The 23100-nt window shown below is 69.4% G+C and carries 15 protein-coding genes; 9 read left to right on the top strand and 6 right to left on the bottom strand.

The window, feature by feature from the left end:
• Positions 1–79: 79 nt before the first annotated feature.
• The 3 genes from KDL01_RS08530 to KDL01_RS08520 all read left to right on the top strand — a co-directional run bounded on the left by KDL01_RS08530 (position 80) and on the right by KDL01_RS08520 (position 3794).
• Positions 80–1900 (top strand): glycoside hydrolase family 15 protein, encoded by a 1821-nt coding sequence (locus tag KDL01_RS08530; protein ID WP_246576155.1) that lies wholly within the window; start codon positions 80–82, stop codon positions 1898–1900.
• Between the two features lie 5 nt (positions 1901–1905).
• Entirely contained in the window at positions 1906–2856 is a 951-nt protein-coding gene (locus tag KDL01_RS08525) for a cyclase family protein (RefSeq protein ID WP_212527829.1), read from the top strand.
• 83 nt (positions 2857–2939) lie between these two features.
• Positions 2940–3794: a hypothetical protein gene (locus KDL01_RS08520; protein WP_212527828.1), complete on the top strand. Its 855-nt coding sequence runs from the start codon at positions 2940–2942 to the stop codon at positions 3792–3794.
• Between the two features lie 328 nt (positions 3795–4122).
• On the opposite strand, the gene KDL01_RS08515 is transcribed toward KDL01_RS08520, so the two are convergent.
• On the bottom strand, positions 4123–5283 hold the full coding sequence (locus tag KDL01_RS08515) for a glycoside hydrolase family 3 N-terminal domain-containing protein (RefSeq protein WP_212527827.1): 1161 nt from the start codon (positions 5281–5283) through the stop codon (positions 4123–4125).
• A gap of 344 nt (positions 5284–5627) precedes the next feature.
• Here KDL01_RS08515 and KDL01_RS08510 point away from each other — a divergent pair, with 344 nt between their 5' ends.
• Positions 5628–6941, top strand: coding sequence for a lipase family protein (locus tag KDL01_RS08510; RefSeq protein ID WP_212527826.1), 1314 nt, complete (start codon positions 5628–5630; stop codon positions 6939–6941).
• Positions 6942–7068: 127 nt separating this feature from the next.
• Here the strand turns inward: KDL01_RS08510 and KDL01_RS08505 are convergent, their stop codons facing one another.
• On the bottom strand, positions 7069–11025 hold the full coding sequence (locus KDL01_RS08505; RefSeq protein ID WP_307846183.1) for a glycoside hydrolase family 3 C-terminal domain-containing protein: 3957 nt from the start codon (positions 11023–11025) through the stop codon (positions 7069–7071).
• A 601-nt stretch (positions 11026–11626) separates the two neighbouring features.
• Here KDL01_RS08505 and KDL01_RS08500 point away from each other — a divergent pair.
• Positions 11627–11806, top strand: coding sequence for a hypothetical protein (locus KDL01_RS08500; protein ID WP_212527824.1), 180 nt, complete (start codon positions 11627–11629; stop codon positions 11804–11806).
• Between the two features lie 109 nt (positions 11807–11915).
• Here KDL01_RS08500 and KDL01_RS08495 read toward each other — a convergent pair whose 3' ends face one another.
• Positions 11916–13412, bottom strand: a complete 1497-nt coding sequence (locus tag KDL01_RS08495) for a DUF4246 domain-containing protein (protein WP_212527823.1) — start codon at positions 13410–13412, stop codon at positions 11916–11918.
• A gap of 223 nt (positions 13413–13635) precedes the next feature.
• On the opposite strand from KDL01_RS08495, the gene KDL01_RS08490 reads away from it, so the two are divergent.
• Positions 13636–14607, top strand: coding sequence for a phosphotransferase enzyme family protein (locus KDL01_RS08490; protein ID WP_212527822.1), 972 nt, complete (start codon positions 13636–13638; stop codon positions 14605–14607).
• A gap of 93 nt (positions 14608–14700) precedes the next feature.
• Here KDL01_RS08490 and KDL01_RS08485 read toward each other — a convergent pair whose 3' ends face one another.
• Positions 14701–15396 (bottom strand): hypothetical protein, encoded by a 696-nt coding sequence (locus tag KDL01_RS08485; RefSeq protein WP_212527821.1) that lies wholly within the window; start codon positions 15394–15396, stop codon positions 14701–14703.
• Between the two features lie 234 nt (positions 15397–15630).
• On the opposite strand from KDL01_RS08485, the gene KDL01_RS08480 reads away from it, so the two are divergent.
• Complete coding sequence (locus KDL01_RS08480) at positions 15631–16152, top strand: hypothetical protein (RefSeq protein WP_212527820.1); 522 nt, start codon at positions 15631–15633, stop codon at positions 16150–16152.
• A gap of 390 nt (positions 16153–16542) precedes the next feature.
• On the top strand, positions 16543–20529 hold the full coding sequence (locus tag KDL01_RS08475; protein WP_307846180.1) for a glycoside hydrolase family 3 C-terminal domain-containing protein: 3987 nt from the start codon (positions 16543–16545) through the stop codon (positions 20527–20529).
• A gap of 161 nt (positions 20530–20690) precedes the next feature.
• Here KDL01_RS08475 and KDL01_RS08470 read toward each other — a convergent pair whose 3' ends face one another.
• On the bottom strand, positions 20691–21410 hold the full coding sequence (locus KDL01_RS08470; protein WP_212527818.1) for an SDR family NAD(P)-dependent oxidoreductase: 720 nt from the start codon (positions 21408–21410) through the stop codon (positions 20691–20693).
• A 265-nt stretch (positions 21411–21675) separates the two neighbouring features.
• Positions 21676–22311 carry a TetR/AcrR family transcriptional regulator gene (locus tag KDL01_RS08465; RefSeq protein ID WP_212527817.1) on the bottom strand — a complete coding sequence of 212 codons (636 nt, stop codon included), beginning with the start codon at positions 22309–22311 and terminating at the stop codon, positions 21676–21678.
• Between the two features lie 115 nt (positions 22312–22426).
• On the opposite strand from KDL01_RS08465, the gene KDL01_RS08460 reads away from it, so the two are divergent.
• Entirely contained in the window at positions 22427–23059 is a 633-nt protein-coding gene (locus KDL01_RS08460; protein ID WP_212527816.1) for an FMN-dependent NADH-azoreductase, read from the top strand.
• Positions 23060–23100 lie beyond the last annotated feature (41 nt).

Below are 23100 nucleotides of genomic sequence, written 5' to 3'. Positions count from 1 at the left end.
ATCGGGCAAATGGCCGAGCAGGGAACTCAGGCATCGATAGTATCCGCTCGAATCTTCGGAAGGGGTTGTCGTGGTCTTGATGGACCGGTATCCGCCCATCGCCGAGCACGGTCTGGTCGGCGACATGCAGACAGCAGCTCTGGTCTCCTCGCAGGGCGTCGTGGACTGGTTCGCCGCGCCCCGATTCGACTCGCCGAGCGTGTTCGCCGCGCTGCTCGACCACGACAAGGGCGGCTACTTCCGGATCAGTCCGGAGCACCCCGAGGCCAGCGCGAAGCAGCTGTACTACCCGGACTCCGCCACGCTGGTCACCCGCTTCCTGTCGCCGGACGGGGTGGGCGAGGTGATCGACTGGATGTCGCCGATCACCTCGAAGACGCCGACCGACCGGCACACTCTGTATCGTGCGATCCGGGTGGTGCGCGGCAGCGTGCACTTCACCGTGGAGTGCCGGCCGCGATTCGACTACGGCCGCGCCCGGCACACGCTCACCACGGACGGCGCCGACGCGTCGTTCCGGTCGGACGGCGCGGCCGCGCACGTGCAGGGACTGAACATCGCACTCGTCCGGGACGGCGAGGACCTGCGCGGCGAAGTGACCCTGAAGGCGGGCGAGTACGCCGCGATGGTCTTCACGTTCTGCGACGGGGACGGCCCGAAGCCCAGGCCGATCTCGACCGAGCACGCGGTCGAGAAGGCGTTCGAGGACATCGCGTTCTGGCAGAAGTGGGTGCGCGGATCGAACTACCGGGGCCGCTGGCCCGGGTTCGTACACCGCTCCGCGATCACCCTCAAGCTGCTGACCTACCACCCGACCGGCGCGCCCGTGGCCGCGGCCACCATGGGCCTGCCCGAGCAGGTCGGCGGGGAGCGCAACTGGGACTACCGGTACACCTGGGTGCGCGACGCCTCCCTGTCCGTCAGGGCCCTGCTCGACATCGGCTTCGTCGAGGAGGCCTCGGACTTCGTCCACTGGCTGCGCGACCGCCTCGAGGACCGGGTGGGCAAGAAGGGCGAACCGCTGCAGATCATGTACCGCGTCGACGGCGACCCGGACATTCCCGAGACGATCCTCGAGCACTTCGAGGGCTACCGGGGCTCGGCCCCCGTGCGGGTCGGCAACGCCGCCTCCGACCAGCTGCAGCTGGACATCTACGGCGAGGCGCTCTACGGCTTCTCCGAGGGCAAGCAGGTCTCGCGCAGCCTCGGCTACGCGGGCTGGAAGACCCTGGCCGGCACGATCGACTGGCTGGTGGACAACTGGGACCGCAAGGACGAGGGCATCTGGGAGACGCGCGGCGGGCGCCAGGACTTCACCTACAGCAGGGTGATGTCCTGGGTCGCCTTCGACCGGGCGATCGCCCTGGCCATCGACGCGAGCCGGCCCGGCCACATCGAGAAGTGGACCGCGGCGCGCGACGCGATCCTCGAGCAGATCATGACCAAGGGCTGGCACGAGAAGAAGAAGGCGCTGGTCCAGCACTATGGCAGTGACGTGCTCGACGCGTCCCTGCTGCTGATTCCGCGGGTGGGCCTGCTCGCCCCGCGCGACCCGGCGTGGCTCTCCACCCTGGACGCGATGGACCGGGTCCTGGTCTCCGACAGCCTCGTCTACCGCTACGACCCCGCCGCCTCGCCCGACGGCCTGCGCGGCTCCGAGGGGACGTTCAGCCTGTGCAGCTTCCTCTACGTCGACGCGCTCACCAGCGCGGGACGGCTGGATCAGGCTCGGTACGCCTTCGAGAAGATGCAGACCTACGCCAACCACGTCGGCCTGTTCGCCGAGGAGGTCGGCCCCGCGGGCGAACAGCTGGGCAACTTCCCGCAGGCCTTCACCCACCTGTCCCTGATCATGGCCGCGAGCTCGCTCGACGAGGCCCTCGACGAAACCGGGGGCTGAGCGGCGTGACGGCGAGTCCGGCCGGCAGCGCGGCGCCGAGACTGAGCGCGGATCAGTTCGAAGCGCTCTTCCGAAGACTTCGGGAGGGCGTCACGTTCGGCGCGCACGACCGGCGCGGCGCGCTGAACCACCTCACGCCCGCCCACGTGGCCGCGGCCGCCGGCGAGATCCGGGCCGGCATCGCGGTCTCACTGGCGAACGACATCCGCCACCGCGAGGCCGCCGACAACCCCAAGCCGGCCCGGCACCAGATGATCGGCCCCATCACCCCGGGCCGCACTCCGGGCGACCTGCAGTTCGCGCAAGACCAGTTCGCGATGAACGTCCACGGCGACGCCGAGACCCACATCGACGCCCTATGCCACGTCATCTACCACGGCACCCTCTACAACGGGGTCCCGGCGAGCGAGGTGCGCGAGGACGGCGCCCACCAACTCTCGATCGACACAGCACACGACGGCATCGTGGGCCGAGGCGTCCTGCTCGACATCGCCCACGCCCGCGGCGAACCCTGGCTAGAACTCGGCGACCACGTCACCGCCGACGACCTACTGGCCGCCGAGAAGGCCCAAGACGTCCGGGCCGGCGAAGGCGACCTCGTGTTCATCCGAGTCGGCCACCAGGCCAGACGCCGCGAGCGCGGCGACTGGACCGCCGCAAAAGCCCGCGTCGGCCTGCACCCCAACGCCGTCGAACTCCTCGCCGACCGCCACATCGCCCTCCTCGGCGGCGACGGCAACAGCGACAGCGCCCCCAGCCTCGTCGAAGGCGTCGACTTCCCCGTACACGTCCTCGCCATCAACGCCCTCGGCCTGCACCTGATCGACTACCTCCAACTCGAGGACCTGCACGATCACTGCGTACGCCTCGGCCGCTGGTCCTTCTTCTGCACCGTCGCGCCCCTACGCCTGCCCGGAGCGACCGGCTCACCGGTGAATCCGATCGCGGTGCTGTGACTCGCTGATTCCCTGACGCCCCGCCAGCAGCCGAGCGGTGCTCAGCACCGGTCTGTCGGTGCGCCAGGCTATTGTCCGGTGCCGTGCCTGACAACGCCTGGATCACCCCTCCGGCGCCGCTCGATCTCGCGGCGTTGTTCCCTGGCATGGCCCACCTCGCACGCACCACCACGCGCCTGCACCCACGCGTCGGCGCACCAACCGTCTTCGAGTCCTCCATGGGTGCCAAGCCGTTGTGGCCGGCCGAGGAGCCATGGCCTACCTGCACCGAGCTTCATGACGACGCTGACGACGACGAGGGGCCGGTCGCTGCAGTACCGCTGCTTCAGCTGTTTCAGCGCGACGTGCGACAGCTCCCGTTCCCCGAAGGAACCGACCTCCTCCAGGTCCTGTGGTGCCCGCGCAATCACGAGGACTTCGACAGGTGGCCGGCCGGCCCGCGAACATCCCTGTACTGGCGCCAGTCCGCCGCCGTCACGGACGTGATCGCCCTGATCCCCGTCACCGCGTCCCGCGATGGCTATTACGTCATCGAGCCGAGCGTCCTGCATCCTGAGCCAGGCGTGATCGAGTACCCGCGTGGTGGCGGATACCCGCACGAGAACTGGGACTGGGATCCGATCGTGCAGCTCAAGGGGCAACTCGGCTACCGGGCAGACTGCGCGCTCTTCACAGCCCCGGGCACGAAGGTCGGGGGCTGGCCCGGCTTCTGCCAGGAACCGTACTGGCCGGAGTGTGAGCAGTGCGGGCAGCGCACCGAACACCTGCTGACCGTGTCCGACTGCGAGGATGTCGCCGACTCCGGCGGCCGCTGGGTGCCCAGCTGCACCAACCCCGGGGTCGTACCGGAAGGCATCGACTTCTGCCACGGCGCGATGCAGCTGTTCTACTGCGCACGCTGCCCGGACCTCCCGCACATCCAGTGGTACGACCGCTAGTGTCGTGTGAATAAGTTCGGTGGACGGTGGCGAGTTGGTGCGGACCACGGGGGACAGGGGATCGGTTGCCGGCCTGTCCATCGACGCTGGTGGGCGGTGAACCATGCGGCAGCTGCCTCGGCGAGTTCGCCGGGTGACCGGCCCCGCGCCGTTTCGCTCACTCCGTCCGGTCCAGTCATGTCGATCTGGGCATCCTCGGCGCGCACTGCGTCGTCCCAGTTCAACAGGCCCGGGCTCCATCCACCGCGCAATCCCGCCTCGTCAACGTCCAGGCGTAGCGGTGTATATACAACGGTCAGCCGACGAGAGAGCACATCGGGGGACGTTTCTAGCGAGCCAGGCAGCAGCGGAGTTCGAGGATTCGTCGCAGGGCGGCGTCGGACTCGCGCGGGTCCAGGTCGCCGTCGGTGAGGGCGGTTGTGAGCGCGTCGACGACTGCCTGCCCGTGGGAGACGTTGCGGGTCGCTTCGAGGATGAGGTCCATGCCGGCGTTGGCGGCCGTGACCGCGTTCTGTGGCGGAGTGCCCAGTGCGGCTAGGGCGCCGGCGCTGATGGCGTCGGTGATGGTGACTCCCTCGAAGCCCAGGCGGTGGCGCAGTTCGCGGTGGATGATCTTCGCCGACAGGCCGGCCGGGTTGTCGGGGTCGAGGGCGGTGTAGACGGCCCAGGAGAGCATGACCAGCTGGAGGTTCGCGGCGATGGCGGGGATGTAGGGGCGCTCGTCGATGGCGCGCAGGTCGGAGAGCGAGGTGGTGAGGGTGACGGGGGACAGGTCCGTGTTCTGATGGGCGCTGGCGGGGCCGAGCCCGGGGAAGTGCTTGGCGGTGGCCGCGACGCCGACCTCCTGCTGTGCGGTGATGAAGGCGGTGGTGCACGTCGCCACCACGTCCGGGTTCATGCTGAAGGATCGCTGGTACTGGTCCTCGAAGTCGCCGGGGGTGCGGAAGACGTCGAGGACCGGAGCGAGGTTGACGTTCAGTCCGGCGCCGCGCAGCAGCAGTCCGGCCTCGCGGCCCGCGCCTCCGGCGGCGGGCCCGGGATCGGCCGAGGCGCCGATCTGCTTCGCCGTCTGGACCGGGCCGCCGGGCAGCCGGCGCACTTTGCCGCCCTCCTGATCGGTCATCACCAACAGGGGCGCGCCTACCGGGCTGCTCTGGTTCGCCTCGTGCATCTGCTGGACGGTCGAGGTGATCTGACTCAGGCTCGAGATGTTCTCGCCGTACAGGATGACTCCGCCGACCAAGCCGGAGGCGATCAGGTCCAGCAGCGACTGCGGCACGGTGGTCCCGGGATACGAGAACACCACCCGCTGCGCCGCCCGCTGCCGTGGGGTCAATTCAGCCGCTGCTTCGAATTCGAACGGAGACCGTGGCACGGAGCCGTCGGCGGTGGCCGCGTGCGCGACGCCCGGAACCGACATCGCGGCGGCGAGGGTGGCACCGGCGAACAGCGTGTCGCGGCGGGAGAGCGGGTTGCCGGGGTGGACCATTTCGCGTGTCTCCTGTGGGGTTTCTGCGCTGGGATTTCCGCGCTGCGATCTCTGCGTTGAGATCGCTGCGCTGCGATCTCCGCGCTGGGGTTGCGGTGCGACGCCCGTTTCTACCCGGCTGGGCGCGGTGTCCGCGGAAGGCGCGCCTCGACGGTGCGCGCGGATCCCCGCTTCGGCCCAGCGGAGCGTGGCAGGACCCTGATCGGTTCGGGCAGCTGAACGGGTGAAACCGGCTGGAGGGCCCGGCCGCCCGGCTCAAGTCCGGACCCTGAAACACCGAATCCCTGTTCGGACACAGCGCCCGCCGCCGTCGCCGCGGCGGGCGCCGGATGAAGGGAAGCGGAATGAAGGCTCTGTCACGATCGGCCGCAGCCGCCGCGCTGGCCGCGGCGCTCGCCCTCGGCGTGCCGACGGTCGCGGCCGCCTCCGGCACCGCCCGATCAGCGTCCGCCGACACTCCGGCGGCGTGCGCCGCGGGCGTACCGGTCGGCCCCGCCGGCGCCGCGTTCTACAACCCGCCCGCTCCGCTGCCGCGCGGGCGGCACGGCGACCTGATCTGGGCGGACGCGGTGCCCGCCCCGCGGCTCGCGCACGCCTGCCGGATCCTGTACCTCTCCACCCTGCACGACGGCACCCCCGTCGCCGTCTCCGGCATCGTGGTGTGGCCGGACGGGGCCGGTCCCGCGGCCGGGCACGACGTGGTGGCCTGGGCGCACGGGACGGTCGGCGGCCCGCGCCAGTGTGCGCCCTCGGCCGCGGCCAAGCCCGCGGTGAACCTGGTCGACTACTTCACCTTCGACAGCTCGCTCGGCATCGACGTCGGCGTCCCGGCGCTCACCGACCTTCTCGCGCAGGGCGACGTGGTCGTGGGCACGGACTACCAGGGCCTCGGCGGGCCCGGGGTGCACCAGTACGTCGTCGCCGGAACCGAGACGCGCAACGTGCTCGACTCGGTGCTGGCGGCCCGTCAGATCCAGGCCGCGCACGCCGGCCCGAAGACCGCGGTGCTCGGCTGGTCCCAGGGCGGCGGCGCAGCCCTGTTCATCGGGCAGGACGGGGCGGGCTACGCGCCGGGCGTGGACCTGGTCGGGGTGGCCGGGCTGGCCCCGGCGGCCGACATCGGCCCCGAACTCGAGGGCCATGTCCTGCCCGGCCCGCACACCGCCACCTCCCGCTCGCACAACGCGGGCCTGCGGATCAACGTCTACCGCGGCTTCCTCGCCGCCTACCCGGAGCTCAAGGCCGACGAGGTACTGCAGACCGCGGGCATCCAGGCACTGGCGGGCGACGGGACGGCCTGCATCGAGCACTTCGCCGATGTCCTGCAGAGCAACTACGCCGAGACCCACGAGTTGCACACCCTGTTCCAGCCGCTGCGGGACGTGCCGCAGGACTGGACCAAGCGGTTCGACGAGAACACGGCCGGCTACGCTCCGAGCCGGGTCCCGGTCCTCGTCGTGCAGGGCACTGACGACTCGGTGATCAACCCGCACTCCACCGCGCAGTACGTGCGCCGGGCCTGCGCGTTCGGCGAGCCGCTGGAGTACACCACCTACGCGGGCGCGACGCACCAGACCATTCCGTTCGTCGCCCGCCCGCAGTACCTGCACTGGCTCGCGGACCGCTTCGCCGGCCGTCCCGCGCCGGCGACCTGCTGACCTGCTGACCTGCTGACCTGAGCGCCATTCAATGCAAAAAACAGCGTGCCGCGCGGGCGGAAATCCCCACGCGGCACGCTGTTCGGCGTTACGTCAATCCACTCATATGGCGATCATATGGTGATCGTCACTGCACGACCGACCAGATGAACGTGGCCGAGCCCGACACCCCCTTCGTGTCGGTCGCGGTCACCGTCACGATGTAGGTCCCCAGGGTGCTGCCGGTCCCGGAGATCGTGCCGTTCGAGGCGATGCTCGTGCCCGGCGGGAGGCCGGTGGCGGTGAAGGTGAGCGTCTGGGCGCTGTTGGAGTCGTCCGCCTGCATGGCGAAGGAGACCGCGGTGCCCTTGGGGCTGCTGTAGCCGAACGGGTTGGCGACGCCGACGGTCTCCGAGCCGGGCACGCCGGAGTTCGCGGTGACGTTGGCGCTGACCGCCGTGTTCGTCGGCGCCACTCCGGCGGCCGACTGACCGGCCGCGACCTGGCCGGTCAGGGTCTGGGCCAGGCTGGTCGAGCCGGTCAGCAGGAGGTTGTTCGACGCGTCCCCGACCTTGATCGAGTATGTGCCGGCCTGCGCCTCCCAGGCGTTCCCGCTCGCGGACCAGGAAGCCAGGTCGTGGATGTTGAGCGGGAAGGTCACCGTGGCGGACTGGCCCGGAGTGAGCGAGACCCGCTGGAAGCCCTTGAGCTGCTCCGGCGGATCCGCACTGGCGGCCGGATCGCCCACGTACAGCTGCGCCACGTCGGCGCCGGCCACCGAGCCGGTGTTGGTCACCGTCGCGGTCACGGTCGCGTTGCCGTCGGCGTTGAAGGCGCCGACGCTGAGGTTGGAGAAGGAGAACTTCGTGTACGACAACCCGAATCCGAACGCGAAGGCGGGGGTGATGTTCTGGGACTGATACCAGCGGTAGCCGATGTTCACGCCTTCACTGAAGCTCACGCCGGCCGAGGTGCCCGGCCACTGCGCGGTGGTCTGCGCCGGGACCTGGCTGAGGCTGGTCGGGAAGGTGACCGGCAGCTTGCCGGACGGGTCGGCCGTGCCGAAGATCAGCGCGGCCATCGCGTTGCCGACCTCCTGCCCCGGATACCAGTTCGCGAACACGCCCGCGACGGAGCTGAGCCACGGCATGACCACCGGTCCGCCGCTGTCGACCACCACGATCGTGTTCTTGTTCACCGCGGCGACGTCCGCGATCATCGTCTCGTCCGTGGCCGACAGGTCGAGCGTGGTCAGGTCGGTCTCCTCGCCCTCCGGCAGGTTCACGAACACGACCGCGTCGGTGGCGGCCTGCGCGGCGGCCACGGCCTGCGGGATGTCCGTGGTGCCGTTGTCGTCACCGGCCGTGTAGGTCACCTTCACGTTCGCGCCGACCGCGTCCTGGATGCCGGTGATCGGCCAGATCGTGTTCGAGCTGGTGACCGTGCCGCTGCCGCCGCCGGCGAGTTCCACCCCGGCGCCGCCGTCGGTGCCGATGACCGCGATCGACTCGCTGCCGTTCGGGTTCAGCGGCAGCACGCCGTTGTTCTTCAGCAGAACGGTGCCCTCCTCATTGAGCTGCAGCGCCGTCTGCTGGTGCGCCGTGGAGGTCACCGTGGCCGAGAGCGAGCCGCTCGCCGGGTTGTCGAACATGCCGAAGGCGAACATCTGGGTCAGGATCCGGCCCACGGCCTCGTTCACCGTGTACTGGCTCAGCGTTCCCGCCGTGATGGCGGCGGCGAAGTCACTCGGGATCGAGCCGGGGAACGGCATGCCGACGTCCATGCCGCCCACCTCCGAGGCGACGTTGTTGTAGTCGCCGCCCCAGTCGGAGGTGATGAAGCCGCCGTAGTTCGCCTGCGCGTCCAGGCCGTCCAGCAGCATGTCGGCGTTCTGGCAGGAAGCGGCTCCGTTGACCACCGCGTAGGAGCACATCATCGAGGCGGGCGCGGACTGCTCGGCCGCGGTCTGGAACGGCGCCAGGTAGAGCTCCTCGAGCGCCTGCTGACTGACCGTCTCGTTGTTGTTGCCGTTCGGGTACTGCTCCTGGTCGTACGCGGCGACGTGCTTGACCATGGCCATCACGCCCTGGCTCTGCAGGCCGTCCACCTCGGCGGAGGTGATCTGCCCGGCCAGGTACGGGTCCTCGCCGTAGGTCTCGTACGTCCGGCCCCAGCGCGGGTCGCGCACCAGGTTCGTCGTCGGGCCGAGCGCCACGTTCACGCCCTTGCCCGCGAACTCGGCGCCCATCGCCTGGCCCTCCTGCGTGATCAGCGCCGGATCCCAGGTGGCGGCCGCGTTCTCGCCGTCCGGGAACGCGGTGACCCCGCCGGTCCCGTCGCCCACCCCGTTCGGTCCGTCCTGCACGTTGTCCGCCGCGATGCACAGGTTCGGAATGCCGGCGATCTGGCCGATGTAGCTGGACCCGCCGTCACCGGAGAGCAGGGTGAACTCCTCGGACTGGTCCATGGTGTTGAGGATCTGCTGCACCCGCTGGGCCACCGGCGCGGTGGACCCGACCCAGGGGCAGACTCCGTTGCCGCCGGTGCCGTTACCGCCGGAGAGCGGAGCGGTGGTGGTCAGCCCGTAGACGTCGAACTCGAAGATCGAGTCCCCCCACTGCGTGGCCCGGACGGTGGCGTACACCCGGATGTAGCGGGCGGTGGTCGAGATGCTGAACGTCTGGCTCCCGCCGGCACCGGTGGTGGTGGAGTACTCGGTGGTCCAGGTCGCGTTGTCGTTGGACACCTGGATCTGGAAGGCCGAGGCGTACGCGGTCTCCCAGGAGATGCCCACGCTGCAGATCTGCTGCGGGGCGCCGAGGTCCACCTCGAGCCACTGCGGGTCGGTGTACGCGCTCTCCCAGCGGGTGCCGGGGTTGCCGTCGGTCGCGGCGGACGGCGGGTTGCCGGTGGTGGAGTAGACCGAGGAGGCCGTGGTCGGCTGGTCGAGGGCGAGGTCCTGGAAGCCGCAGTACTCGGTCGGACCGGTGCCGCCGGTACCGCCACCGCCACCGGAGGAGCCCTGGGCGAAGGACAGGTAGTGCAGGTTCCATCCGGCCGCGTCCTGGTCGACGGTCAGCGTCTGCTGCCCGGCCGCGAGCGTCACGCTGGCGGTCACCGTCGCCCAGGTCTGATACCCGCCGGTCGCCGGCACCGCCACGGAACCGGACAGGTTGGTCCCGGCCGCGTTGGCGATGTGCAGCGCGTCGGTGACCGCGGCGGGCGCGGCCACCCGGAAGCTGACCGTGTAGATCCCGGCCGTGCTGACGGTGACGGTGTATTTGAACCATTGCCCGGCCGCGGTCCAGCCCACGTCATAGGCGCCGCCCGCTGGACTGGTGTCCAGGGTGTCCGCGGTGGCCTCGAGGTCGACCCCGTCGGTCCGGTAGCTGTTCGCGGTCCCGTTGGCGGCGGAGCTGTACGCCACCCCCGAGCCCCCGGTGTCGTAGTTCGCGGCCTGCACCGTGCCCGGCACGGCGGCCGGCGTCCCGCCGAACGGCGCGTCACCGCTCGTGCCCGTGCCGCCCCCGCCACTCGAGCTGAGCGTGAAGGCCACGTAGTGGAAGTTCCAGCCGTTGGAGTCCTGGTCGATGGTGAGGGTCTGCTGCCCGGCGGGCAGCACCACACTCGCGTCGACCGTCGTCCAGGTCTGATACCCGCCGGTGTTCGGCACGGCGACCGCGCCGGACAGGTTGGTCCCGGCCGCGTTGGCGACGTGCAGCGCGTCGGTGATCCCGTACGGTGAGGAGATCCGGAACGCGAGGGTGTAGGTCCCGGCAGTGGCGACGTTCACGGTGTAGTCGAACCACTGCCCGCTGGTCGTCCACCCCATGTCGTCGGCCCCGCCGGCCACCGTGGTGTCCAGCGTGTCCGCCGTGGCCTCGAGGTCGATCCCGTCGGTGCGGTAACTGTTCGCGCTGCCGTTCGTCGAGGTGACGTTGTACGCCACCCCCTGCCCCCCGGTGTCGTAGTTCGCGGCCTGCACCGTACCCGGCACCGCCGCCGCCGTCCCGCCGAACGGCGCGGACGCGGCGGCACTGGCCACCGTGTGCGTACTCACCACGGACAGCGCGGCCAAGGTGAAGGTCGCCAGCAGCGCGCGCACGCGCAGGTGGGTGCGGTTGCGCCGGCCACTCGTGCGTGGCCTGGGCGTTCCCGGCGCGCTGCCACGCGGCGCCGTCGTCCCCGGCGCTGTCTTACGCGGCCCCCCGCGCGCGGGCGCGGGCGGTCGCAGGGGTGGGAAGTGCTTCATTGCGTTCCCTTCCGTACGTCAATCGTCTTCGATGCGGTGCTCGGTGCTCGGTGCTCGGTGCTCGGTGCTCGGCGCCGTGCCGCGCGGTGCCGCTTTCGCGGTCGCTGCCGCGGTTCGTGGCGGCCGTCGTGCCGAGCGGTGGGTGCCCGCGGTACTGGTGCGGGTGCGGGTGGGTCGCTGGATCGGTGGAGAGCGCTCTCCAAGCGGGGAGAGCGCTCTCCGGCACTCGATGTGTATGGCGTGAAACCTGCCGCGTCAAGCCTCTGCGAGTCCCGGAACCTGCCCGGGCGTTACGGAACAACGGCCTCAACGTGTCCCTGAGTCGTCGACTGCTGTACGTCTGGAGTCGTGAAGCGCGGGTAGCCAGGGCAGCGTACAAGGTGGCAGACTGCAGGCGGGGATGGACCCGGGGAGCCACAGGGTCCTTACAAGCGTCGAACCAGGGGGATGGGTCATGAGCGGCGATGTCAGCACGGGTACGGGCTGGTTCACGTTGACACTTATTAACGCCGGCCTTGCCCAAGGCAAGAATCGAAGCGGGTGGAACTGGTTCCTCGTGTCACTGTTCCTGGGGCCGATCGCGACGCTGCTGATCGTGACGTGGCCGGCCCTCGATCGTTCCACTGACCGCTGAACGGTCGGGGAGACGGCGTACGCCACCACGGCGGGCCGAGCCGGGGCGAACCGGCCCGGCCCGCCGTCTCCGTTCGCCGACGACCGGCTGACGACGCGGCTCGGCTTGGTCAGTGCTCGCAGAGTGAGAATTCGCGCTCGTAAGCGCGCCCGCTGTGTGCGTCCACCACGAACTTCCGCTCCTGCATCAGTTCCTCGCGATAGGCCTTGGCCTGCTCCAGCGTCATCGTCGAGGTCGGGGACCAGGGTTGCTGCGGCGGCACGTCGGAGGTCGAGACGATGGTCTCCGAGGGCTCGACCAGGAAGAAGACCAGGATCTTGCGATACCCCGGCCGGGTGGGGTCCGCGAGTCGGAACGGGCCGACGCGGTGCTGGAGTGCGTTCGGGAACGCCAGGGCGCGGCCGGCGCGGGTCTCGGCCGCGCCGAGCACCTGGTTGAGGGCGGCTTCGTTCTCCAGGCCGTAGATGTCGCGCAGGGCGGCGCGGTCGTTCTGTTCGTGGCCCGGAGGGTCGACCGCCGCGCGGAAGCCCAGTCGGCTCTCGGTGATGTTCTCGCTGTCCCAGTAGTAGATGCCGGTCGCGACGATGCGCTCGTTCATCATTCCCTCGACGTGCCAGGCGCCGCCGGCGTAGTCGGGCTTGTCGGGCGTGAGGTGAATGGCGGCGAGCTTGACGATGACCTGGAGCCGGCGCCCGCGCAAGTCCACCCGGGCGGCATCGGAGGCTGCGGGCGGGGTGAAGGCCGGAGCGTCCGGGACGATCGGCGTGCGGGTGGAGAGCCATTCGGTCATGGCGTCCTCCCAGACCTCGAAGGCGTCGGCGGGGTAGTCGATTTCGGGGTTCCAGGGCCCGCGAGGCTCGCCCTCGTACCACGAGGAGGATGCGGTCTCGATCCGCAGCGGGCGCGGATGCGACAGATCCGTGAGCACATTCTCGAGCAGCGGGCGCATCCGCCCGACCAGGATCGGCAGGATGTCGGCCAGTTCGCGGTGGTCCACGGGGTGGAGGTTGTTGACGTAGGAGCAGAACACCGCGTCGCCGTCTTCGTCGACCTCGACGTCGGTGGGCAGCCATTGGAATCTGTTCGACAACGCGTATTGCGCTTCTCCCCGACTCGAGGTCGGCCAGCTGGTGGTGTCCGGGCGGCTCACGTCGCGCACGAGGCAGAACAGCGAGGGATGTACGAGATCCAGGACCTGCCCGTCCGAGCCCGGATGCCAATCGAGCTCGGCGTCGGGGACGTCCTCCAACACCCGTACCGCCTCGCGCAGCCGGGACCGCAGCTTCTCGTCGATCAGCGTGTCCGACTGCCACACCCCGTCGACGCCGGAGACCTCGATGCCGGTCGGTTCGTCCCGCAGCCCGGCGTAGTACGCCAGTTCCGCCAGTACGTAACGGATCTGGGCCTGGGTCATGCCCTGCTCGGCGGCCTCCCGCGTCCACCTGGCGACGATCTCTGCGTCGTTCATCTTGACGTGCCACTGCGGCTTCGCCCGGATGACCGCGCTCATCCGCATCATCGCGAGCTCTCGCAGTGTCCTGATGTTCGCGACCGGCAACCTGTACGCGCCGGCGAAGGGCAGCGGGAAAGCGGCTGTCTCTGACACTTCTGCGGACCTCCCCATGATCCATCCGATCAGTGCACCAGGCCGTCTCGGCGCACCGGACGGTCTAGTTTAGAGCCGCGTCAGACATCCGGTGGGCTTAGCGGTCAAGAGCGCTACGTTCGTCCCGTCCCTACGACGGCAAATGCGTGGCGCGATCAACCCGCGTCGAGCAGGATGGGTTCGCCGGCGGACCGTTCGTCGGGTGTGCTGGAGGGCCATTGCCGTGACCGGAATCGAAACTTCGAGCTCTCCCCCTGCCTTGCCGCGCTGGTTCGGACCTAGAGCCAGCCCGGATGACCCGGCTGTCTCGGCCCTGGTCGCCCGCGTCGCGCGCGGGGCCGGATGGGCGGACATCGGTGGTGAGTTCAACCTCAACCTGCGGATAGACGCTGAGCCGCCGATTGTCCTTCGGGTTCACCGGCCCTGGGTCCGCCGCGGGCGGGTCGCGGGGCTGCGGCGCCTGCGGGAGCGTCTCCAACAGACGCAAGTCCGCGTCGCTCAGCCGATTCCGAGTTCCGGCCGCGACCTGCTGAGAGTCGCAGATCGCTGGGCTGAGACCGAGGAATTCATCGATCACGTGCAGCCACGGGCTGACGCGGACTCCTACCTCCGCCTTTTCGAGGAGCTCGGACGCCTTCACACTGCGCTCAAAGCAGTCTGGGAGCCCAGTGCGCCCGAACCCCTCGACGACCACAGAACCTTCGGCCAACTGCGTTACTCGGTCGGCTTCACATGCCGCAGGCTCGGACCCCGCAGCGAGCCGGTCGTGCATCGGATGCGCCAACTGACCGGCGAGCTCTCCAAGCTCCGGGAGCAGGTCGAACTGCCATGCGCTCCGATCCATGGGGACTACAAACTGGGCAACGCGGGAGAACTGCCAGACGGCTCATGGGTCAGCTTCGACCTGGATTTCGCGAGGGTCAGGGAGCGGCTGTACGACATCGCGGCCAGCCTGCACCACGCCGCACGGGACGGCGAATTGCTCGAGCCGCAACGACTGCTCGACGCCTACGAAAGCACGGCTCCGGAACCGCTCACCCGCGACGAGCACCGATGGCTCCCCGGGGCTCTAGCCCTCATACCCCTGCACTGGGCTGCCACCGCAGGGCTCGTGGGAAACGGCATCCACGAGTCCGAGAGCGCAATGACCGCCGCCGAGGCCTGGTGGTCGCGCCGGGCTGAACTCTCGTCGTAGCCCGGCGGCCGCGCAAGGGGGACCGGTTCTGAGGGGCGACCCCCGCGCATCGACGACCCTGACATCACGTCAGGATCCAGGTCCACTGCCGTATCACGCTGGACGCAACACGCCGGGTTCGGTGATGTCTTTGCCGTTCCGCCACAGCTCATCATGATACGTAATCATGTATTCCGCGAGCTCGACGTTGCGCAGGCTGAATCCCGTCACGCTCGATCTCTCCGCGCCGAAAGCGAAGTACACATATTCGTGGTCGATGATAGCCACGCTCATCGCGTCGCCCCTCACCTCGACCTGGCGGACCAGGTAGCGCGGATCGTTGTCCCGCATCAACTCACGCTCGGATTCCATCCACCTGGCCATCTCGCCCGCACTGTCCGAGGTCACGACGCGGCGAAACATGCGCTTCGGCTGCCGGGCCCACGCCAGGCAGGCCTTGAAGTAGTCGTCCACGGCCGTGCTGTTGAGCACGTCGGGCGGAAAACGACGCAGATAGCTGACACGCACCTCCCTCTTGGCGTGGCACACCTGCCGGGTCAACGACTCGTAGAACGCTTCGTACTGCTGGTAGAACTGAAGTTCGCTGACGGAGTCGATCGCGTTACGGATGTCGTCCAGCTTCCTGCCGAACTCGACGGCCTGTTCCCGTGAGCGGCGGTCCCACTCGATCTGGCTGCGGCAGATGATGCCCAGCACCGCGATGATGGCAGCGGCGGCATAGTCGGAGTTCATGACCTTGAACGCGTCCAGGAGGGCGAGGAGCACGCCGAGGCCGACGGGAATACCCACCTCCCAGATTTGGCGAGTCCGCTCATTTCTCTCGTCCGACTCAACCGTCACTTCAGCCCCTCAATCCATGCTGGTCGAACAAGCCCCGGTCCGACAAATCTCAGCGCAGCGCGGCTTACGCTGTCAATAGTCTGCGAATTCGGGTTCTGTCTCTGTGGCCGTGCCGTACGCGCGGTTCGCGGTTCAGGCCCGCTGCTGCTCTCACGCGACGCCGAGCAGGCCCGCGAGAAGGCCATGCCCTGGCGCAACGCCACGATCCCCGCGTTCCTGACGGCCTTCGCGGATCTCATCCGATCCAGCCACTACTGCGCCGACTTCGAAGAGGGATTCGGGCCGCCCCCGATGAACGGCTGGCGTGACCTGGCGGCACTCCTTCACGCCGCGCGAGGCGCCGTGGTACGAGGCGAACTACCCACGCCTGAGCCGATCAGCGACCACCGTGGCGTCGAGGACGCGGAGACGCTTCGCGGCTACATTCAGTGGCTGACCGGGGACTTTCAGAACGACCAGGCTGACTTGGCCATGCGAGCCGCCGAAGAACCACGGGCACGCGAGGGCGGATGGGCCCACGCGGTCATAGAGAACTGGCTCGCAACCTGGTCGTACTGGCTGCGGGACTGGTATCTCACGTGCCTCAAGGCCGCTTCTCCCGAGTTGAAGGCCGAACAGGCCGCCCGATTGGAACCAGTCACCTGGACCTCGATCGCAATCCAGCTTTCCGCGGCGCGGATCTACTCTTCGCGAGCTGACGTGTAGCCAGGGGCGTCGTTCTGCGGGGACTCCGGCGCGGCTTCCCTGATACTCCGCCATGGGACTTCCGCTGGAATCGGGCAGAAGTGCTTGCGCGTCCTCGGGGCACGTCAGTCGCCGGGCGCACCTGCCTCGGCGCGAGCCTCGGGCCGCGTGACGGTCGTGTCTGGGGCGGTGGGGGAGGCTCGCGGCCGCCCTGCCGGAGGCCGTCGGCATCCCCGAGTGGTCTTGACTTTTGCTCACAGTGGGCTAAACAGTGTGACAGAGTTCTCATTAATCCCTCAGGCTGCCACGGACCGCGGTGCCTCGCGCGAAAGGAAGACAACGTTGTCATCTCCCCGAGCAGGCTGGCACCTCCGAAGATTCCGATCATCCGGGCGAGCGCTGAGCGCCGTGGTGGCGATCAGCCTGGTCGCCGCGATACCGGCGGGGGCGCACGCGAGCGCGCGAGGCGGGGCGCAGTCCGCCGCCGCCTCGACGCAGCCGATCTACCTGAACACGCACTACTCGTTCGCCGAGCGGGCGGCCGATCTGGTGTCGAGGATGACCCTGGCCGAGAAGGTCGCCCAGCTGCAGACGAACAACGCGCCGGCGATCCCGCGGCTCGGGGTGCAGCAGTACACGTACTGGAGCGAGGGGCAGCACGGGATCAACCGGCTCGGTGCCGACACCGCGGCGAGCAGTCAGGGAGAGCTCAACCCGGCGGCGACCAGCTTCCCGGTGAACTTCGCGTCCACGATGTCCTGGGACCCGCAGCTGACCTACCAGGAGACCACGGCGATCTCGGACGAGGCGCGCGGGTTCCTCGACAAGTCGCTGTTCGGGACCGGGCAGAACAACCTCGGTCCTTCGGCCTCGGACTACGGCGACCTCACCTTCTGGGCGCCGACGGTCAACATGGACCGTGACCCGCGCTGGGGGCGGACCAACGAGTCGTTCGGCGAGGACCCGTACCTGGCGTCCACCATGGGCGACGCGTTCGTCGACGGGTATCAGGGCGAGACGATGACCGGCCGGCAGATGACGCCGTATCTGAAGGTCGCGGCCACCGCCAAGCACTATGCGCTGAACAACGAGGAGGACGCCCGGCACACGCAGAGTGCGGACACCACCGACGCGAACGTCCGGGACTACTACACCAAGCAGTTCGCCAGCCTGGTCGAGAACGCGCATGTGGCCGGCGTCATGACCTCCTACAACGCGGTGAACGGGACGCCGTCGCCCGCGGACACCTACACCGTGGACGAGCTGCTGCAGGCGACCTACGGGTTCAGCGGATACACCACCTCGGACTGCGGCGCGATCAGCGACATCTACTCCTCCGGCGGCCACGACTGGGCCCCGCCGGGATGGACGACCGACGGCACGACGTGGACGGACACCTCCACCGGCCAGCAGATCGCCGCGGCGGCGGGCGGGCAGGCGTTCGCGCTGCGGGCCGGCACCCAGCTCAACTGCAGCGGCGGGGAGATGAACGTCCAGAACATCGACGCGGCGATCTCGCTCGGCCTGCTGACGACCGGGGTGGTCGACAGTGCGCTGACGAAGCTGTTCACCATCCGGATGGAGACCGGCGAGTTCGACCCCTCGGGCAAGGTCGCCTACACCGATCTCACCAAGGCGCAGATCCAGTCGCCCGCGCACCAGGCGCTCGCCGAGAGCGTCGCGGCGCAGGATCTCGTGCTGCTGCAGAACAACGACGTCTCCGGCACCTCCGCCCCGCTGCTGCCGGCGGATCCGAGCAAGCTGAACAACATCGTCGTCGTCGGCAATCTGGCGAACACGACGACACTCGGCGGCTACTCCGGCGATCCGACGCTCCAGGTCGACGCGGTGCAGGGACTCACCCAGGCGGTCAAGGCGGCCAACCCCTCGGCCACCGTCACCTTCGACGCCTGCGGTACCTCCACAAAGGCCACGGCGCCCGCGGCGTGCTCGGCCGCGACACAGTCCGCGATCAAGGCGGCGGACCTGGTGATCGTTTTCGTCGGCTCGGACCTGAGCGTGGCCGACGAGGGCACCGACCGCACGACCCTGGCGCTGCCCGGCAACTACGACTCGCTGATCAGCCAGGTCTCCGCCCTCGGCAACCCCCGTACTGCTCTCGTCATGCAGGCCGACGGCCCGTACGACATCCAGGCCGCCCAGAAGGACTTCCCGGCGATCGTCTTCAGCGGCTACAACGGCGAGAGCCAGGGAACCGCGCTCGCCCAGGTGCTCTTCGGGCAGCAGAACCCGTCCGGGCACCTGGACTTCACCTGGTACGCCGACGACTCGCAGCTTCCTGATGTGGCGAACTACGGGCTCACCCCGTCGCAGACCGGCGGGCTCGGCCGCACCTACATGTACTTCACCGGCACGCCCACCTACCCGTTCGGATACGGCCTGTCGTATGCGAACTTCGCGTACTCGCACGTGAAGGTCGACTCCGGCTCCGTCACCGCCGACGGCACGGTGAACGTCGGCTTCGACGTCACCAACACCGGATCGGTCGCGGGTTCGACGGTCGCCCAGCTCTACGCGTCACCGCAGTTCACCGAGGCCGGTGTGGAGTTGCCGAAGGCGCAGCTGGCCGGCTTCCAGAAGACGGCGGTGCTCAAGCCGGGGCAGACCCAGCACATCAAGCTGTCCGTCCAGGTCTCCAGCCTCAGCGAGTGGGACGAGAGCACACTCAAGCAGGTCGTCTACGACGGTGCCTACAAGTTCAGCATCGGACCCGACTCCGCCACCGTGGCCGGCTCCGGCACGGTGAAGGTGCGCGGCGCCATCACGCCGAAGGTGCAGACGGTCACCGTCCAGCCGGACCAGGTGGAGTTCAAGCCCGGCGACACGCTGAACCTCACCGGCACCAACCCGTGGATCGCGCCGGACACCGACCCGTCGCTCGAGCAGACCCATGCCACCGCGGACGGCATCGTCGAGGCGGCCGACAACGACCAGTCGTTCGCCGACCTGTCCCACGCCCACGTCTCCTACCGCTCCAGCGACCCGCGGGTCGCCACGGTCAGTGGCGCCGGCGTGGTCACCATGCGGGCTCCCGGCGTCGCGACGATCGCGGTGACGGTGAACGGCGTGACCGGTACGACGCCGATCGTGGTGCAGGACCCGTATAGCCTGCAGGCGGCGAGCATCGTGAAGCCGAACAGTACGATCACCGCGACGGCGACGCTCACCAACACCAGCGCGCAGGCCGTCCGCGGCGTCACGATGAGTCTGAACGCGCCGAGCGGATGGACCACGACGGCGACCTCGCCCGTCACGCAGTCCGTCGTCCGTCCGGGTCAGCAGGTGACGGCCACGTGGAGCGTCACGATTCCCGCCACCGTGAGTACGGGTACCGTGGCGGAGCTGGACGCGGCGACGGCGTTCACCGGCGCGGCCGGAACCTATACCCAGGACGCGGTCAGCACGCTGACGGTGACCTCCGGCGCCACGCCCGAACAGGTCACCCCGGTGGTGACCGGGATGAGCCCGCCGGCCGGCTCGCTCCAGGTGGTCCTGAACAATCCGTCGGACACCCCGACCACGGTGACGGCGGTCAACTGGAAACTCGGCAGCGAGTCGGGTACCCAGCCGGTCAGCGCGACCATCCCCGCGCAGGCCTCGGCGACCGTGGACGTGCCCGTCCCGGACGTCACTTTCGCCGAGAACTACCCGTTCACGGTGACGAGCGTCATCTCCGGCGACCTGTCCTCGGAGTCGCTCTCCGGGCATGTCACCTTCCTACCCGTGGTCTACAAGAGCCTGGGTAGTTCGTGGACGGAGGCCGACGTCCAGGACGGCCCCTACGTGGACCTGGCCACTACGGCGGACGGGACCTGGGGATCGCTGGTCGACTCGCTGCCCTACGGCGGCTCGTCGTACCTGTCGGGCAAGATCTGGTTCGACTGGGATTCCACGAACCTTTACATCACGGCCGACATCACCGAGAGCGCCTTCTCCAACCCGGCCACCGGGGCCAACATCTGGCAAGGCGACAGCCTTCAGGTGGCGGCCACATCCGGGGTACCTGGCTCCTCGGCCACGGTGAGCACCGCTTCGGCCGACGGGCACTACGAGTACGGGGCGGCGCTCACCCCGGACGGCTCCCAGCTCTATCGGTGGACCTCACCGTCGCAGGGCTCTGGGCCGGTGACCGACGCCACGGTCAACGTCACCAGAGACGACGCGACCGACACCACCCTCTACGAGCTGGCGCTGCCGTGGAGCGACCTCACCTCGGTCACCGCCACGCCGAACACCGTGTTCTCCCTCTCGGCGATGCTCAACAACGTGGACTCGGGAGTCCGCAACGGCTACCTGGAGTGGGGTGGCGGCATCGGCGACAACAAGAACGTGGCCGAATTCAACATGGCCCAGCTGATGCCCGCGAGCGGGTCGTAGTCACGTAGCCCCAAAGGACCGGGCCCGGCGATGACGCACCTGACGGGGCGTCGCCGCCGGGCCCGGAGCCTTTCCTTCGTGGGCGCGGCAGGCAGCGCCCGGGCACACTTCGGCGCAGCCTGCCGCCATCTGCCCCGTCTGCGCCTGCGCCCGCGCCTGCTTCAGTGCATCACCAGGCCGCCGTCGACGGTCAGCGTCTGGCCGGTCAGCGCCGCGGCGTCGTCGCCGGCGAGCATCGCCACCACTGCGGCGGTGTCGTCGGGGGTGAGCGGCCGCGGCAGGGCCTGGAGCGCCGCGGTGTCGTCGAACTCCTTGGCCGGAACGACGTCGGTGGCCGCCGTGCGGGTGAGTCCGGGGGCCACGGCCGTGACCGCGATGCCGTCGGCGCCGAGCCCGACCGCGAGCGTACGGGTCATGCCGATCAGCGCGCCCTTGGACGCCACGTAGGCGAGCATGTGCCCGCCCGAGGGTCGCCAGAACGTGTTGGACACGATGAAGATCACCCGCCCGAAGCCGCGCTCGCGCATCCCGGGCGCGAACGCCTGCGTGAGCAGCAACGCCGACTCGACGTTGACCGCCTGCACCCGGCGCCACACATCGAGTTCGAGCACGTCGAACGGTCCGAAGGCGACCATCGCGGCCGAGTGGACCAGCACGTCGCAGCGGCCGTAGCGCTCGAGCACTGTCTGAGCGGCCCGGCGTACCGCCTCGGAGTCGCCCAGATCGACCGGGACGTCGCCGGTTCGGTCGAGCACGACGACGGTATGGTCTGCCGCCAGCCGTGCGACGATGGCGCCGCCGATCGCACCCGCCCCACCGGTCACGACCGCGACCCGGCGATCTGCGTCGACCTCCGAGGATGTGGTGGAGGTGGTGGACATCGAGGGTGCTCCTCTCATTGCCGAACTCCGCCATTGTCGCCGTCAGAACTGACCAGAAGTTGGCCATCCGCCCGTGTCGTCGAAGAGTGCGACTATCAGAGCACCGCCGTTCGCGCCCGCCGACCGTGCGGCCACAGACCCGGGTCCCCGCCGGCAGGCCTTCTGGCGGCGAAGCTGCTGGTCGTGCGACCAGTCGGCGTGACGATCGTGGTCGGGGGCTCGTCCTGGTGGTCGGCAGGCCACCAGCATGGCGTTGTGGCGAAGATCAGCCGGGTGTGGTGCCGGGCTCTGCGCGCAGCAGGCGGTGGACCAGGACGCTCCAGCTCTCGGCCAGTGGACGGCCCGCGGCCGGTGAGGGGGGCGTCTCGGGCTCGGGCAGGACCACATACAACAGCAGCGGGCCCTCGAGCGCGCCGGTCAGTTGGACGGCCAGAGTGTCCAAGTCCGGCAGGTTCAGCCCGGCCTGGCCGAGCAGCATGCGCAGATGAACGCGGGTGATGGTCGCCTCGCCGGCCGGAGCGGGCTGGTTACGGTCCAGCGCCGCGCGGGCGACGCTGTGGTGATCCAGCAGAAAGGCGATGCGGGCCTGCCCATAGGCCACCATGCGATCGAGTGCCGATGCTCCGGGCCCCAGCGGGGGCGGGCCGTAGAGCACCTGTTCCTGGAAGCTGCGCTCGTCGGCGTCGAGCAGGGCGCGGAAGATCCCGGCGCGGGTGCCGAAGCGCCGAAAAACGGTGCCCTTGCCCAGCTGTGCCCGTTCGGCGAGGGCATCCATCGTGACGCTCCCGGCTCCCCCCGCGGCCAGCATCTCCCGGACGTTCGCCAGCAGCAGCTCGCGGTTGCGCGCGGCATCGGCACGCTCGGGGCGCGGTTTGCCCAGGGGCACGACAGATCCGTTCACGCGACCAAACTACCGCCTCCTCTCTAAACGGGGTATAGTCCGTTTATGGCAGGCGGGACGTCCGTTCACGGGCGCCGCGCCGACCCACCCCGCACTTTCTCCGAGGAGTTCCGCCATGAACCTGTTCCGTCTGGATGCCAGCATCTTCCCGGCCACCTCCGCGAGCGCCGAGCTGGCCTCGGTGGCCGAAGCCGAGTGGAGCGCCGCACATCCTGGCGCCACGGTGACGCGGCGCCACATCGGCACCGAACCCCTGCCCGCCGACGCCTGGGCCCTGGCCACCACCGCCGGCTTCAACCCGGAGGCCGAGCGCAGCCAGGCTCAGAACGACGCGGTGGCCCTGGCGGCCGCCTTGGTCTCGGAACTGCGCGGCGCCGACGCCGTGATCCTCGCGGTGCCCTTCTACAACTTCGGCGTCTCCCAGCACTTCAAGGCCTGGGTCGACCTCGTGATCGCCGGAGCCGGGCCCACCGATCCGCTGCTCAAGGGCAAGCCCACCGCCCTGATCACCACCCTCGGCGGCGGCTACAGCCCCGGCACCCCGCGCGACGGCTGGGACCACTCCACCTCCTACCTCGAGCGCATCGTCCGCGACGTCTGGCAGGCCGACCTCACCCTGATCAAGCGCGAACTCACGCTCGCCGCGTCCGTGCCCGCCATGGAACCGCTGCGCGACCTGGCCGCCCAGCACCACACCACCGCCAAGGGTCAGGCACGCGAAGCCGGACTCGCCCTCGCCGGCAACTGACAGACCGGTCAACCGCGGAAACGACCGGACCGGGGCGGGGC

This window comes from Actinospica durhamensis (assembly GCF_018139695.1).
Lineage (GTDB): Bacteria > Actinomycetota > Actinomycetes > Streptomycetales > Catenulisporaceae > Actinospica > Actinospica durhamensis.
Note: the sequence above shows the minus strand (reverse complement) of the source record. Positions and strands in the feature narration are given on the sequence as shown.

Excerpts from the sequence above, each read along its gene's own strand:
- KDL01_RS08510 (WP_212527826.1), top strand. The coding sequence starts at position 5,628 with ATGAAGGCTCTGTCACGATCGGCCGCAGCCGCCGCGCTGGCCGCGGCG.
- KDL01_RS08515 (WP_212527827.1), bottom strand. The coding sequence starts at position 5,283 with ATGGTCCACCCCGGCAACCCGCTCTCCCGCCGCGACACGCTGTTCGCC.
- KDL01_RS08530 (WP_246576155.1), top strand. The coding sequence starts at position 80 with ATGGACCGGTATCCGCCCATCGCCGAGCACGGTCTGGTCGGCGACATG.
- KDL01_RS08500 (WP_212527824.1), top strand. The coding sequence starts at position 11,627 with ATGAGCGGCGATGTCAGCACGGGTACGGGCTGGTTCACGTTGACACTT.
- KDL01_RS08470 (WP_212527818.1), bottom strand. The coding sequence starts at position 21,410 with ATGTCCACCACCTCCACCACATCCTCGGAGGTCGACGCAGATCGCCGG.
- KDL01_RS08460 (WP_212527816.1), top strand. The coding sequence starts at position 22,427 with ATGAACCTGTTCCGTCTGGATGCCAGCATCTTCCCGGCCACCTCCGCG.
- KDL01_RS08480 (WP_212527820.1), top strand. The coding sequence starts at position 15,631 with ATGCCCTGGCGCAACGCCACGATCCCCGCGTTCCTGACGGCCTTCGCG.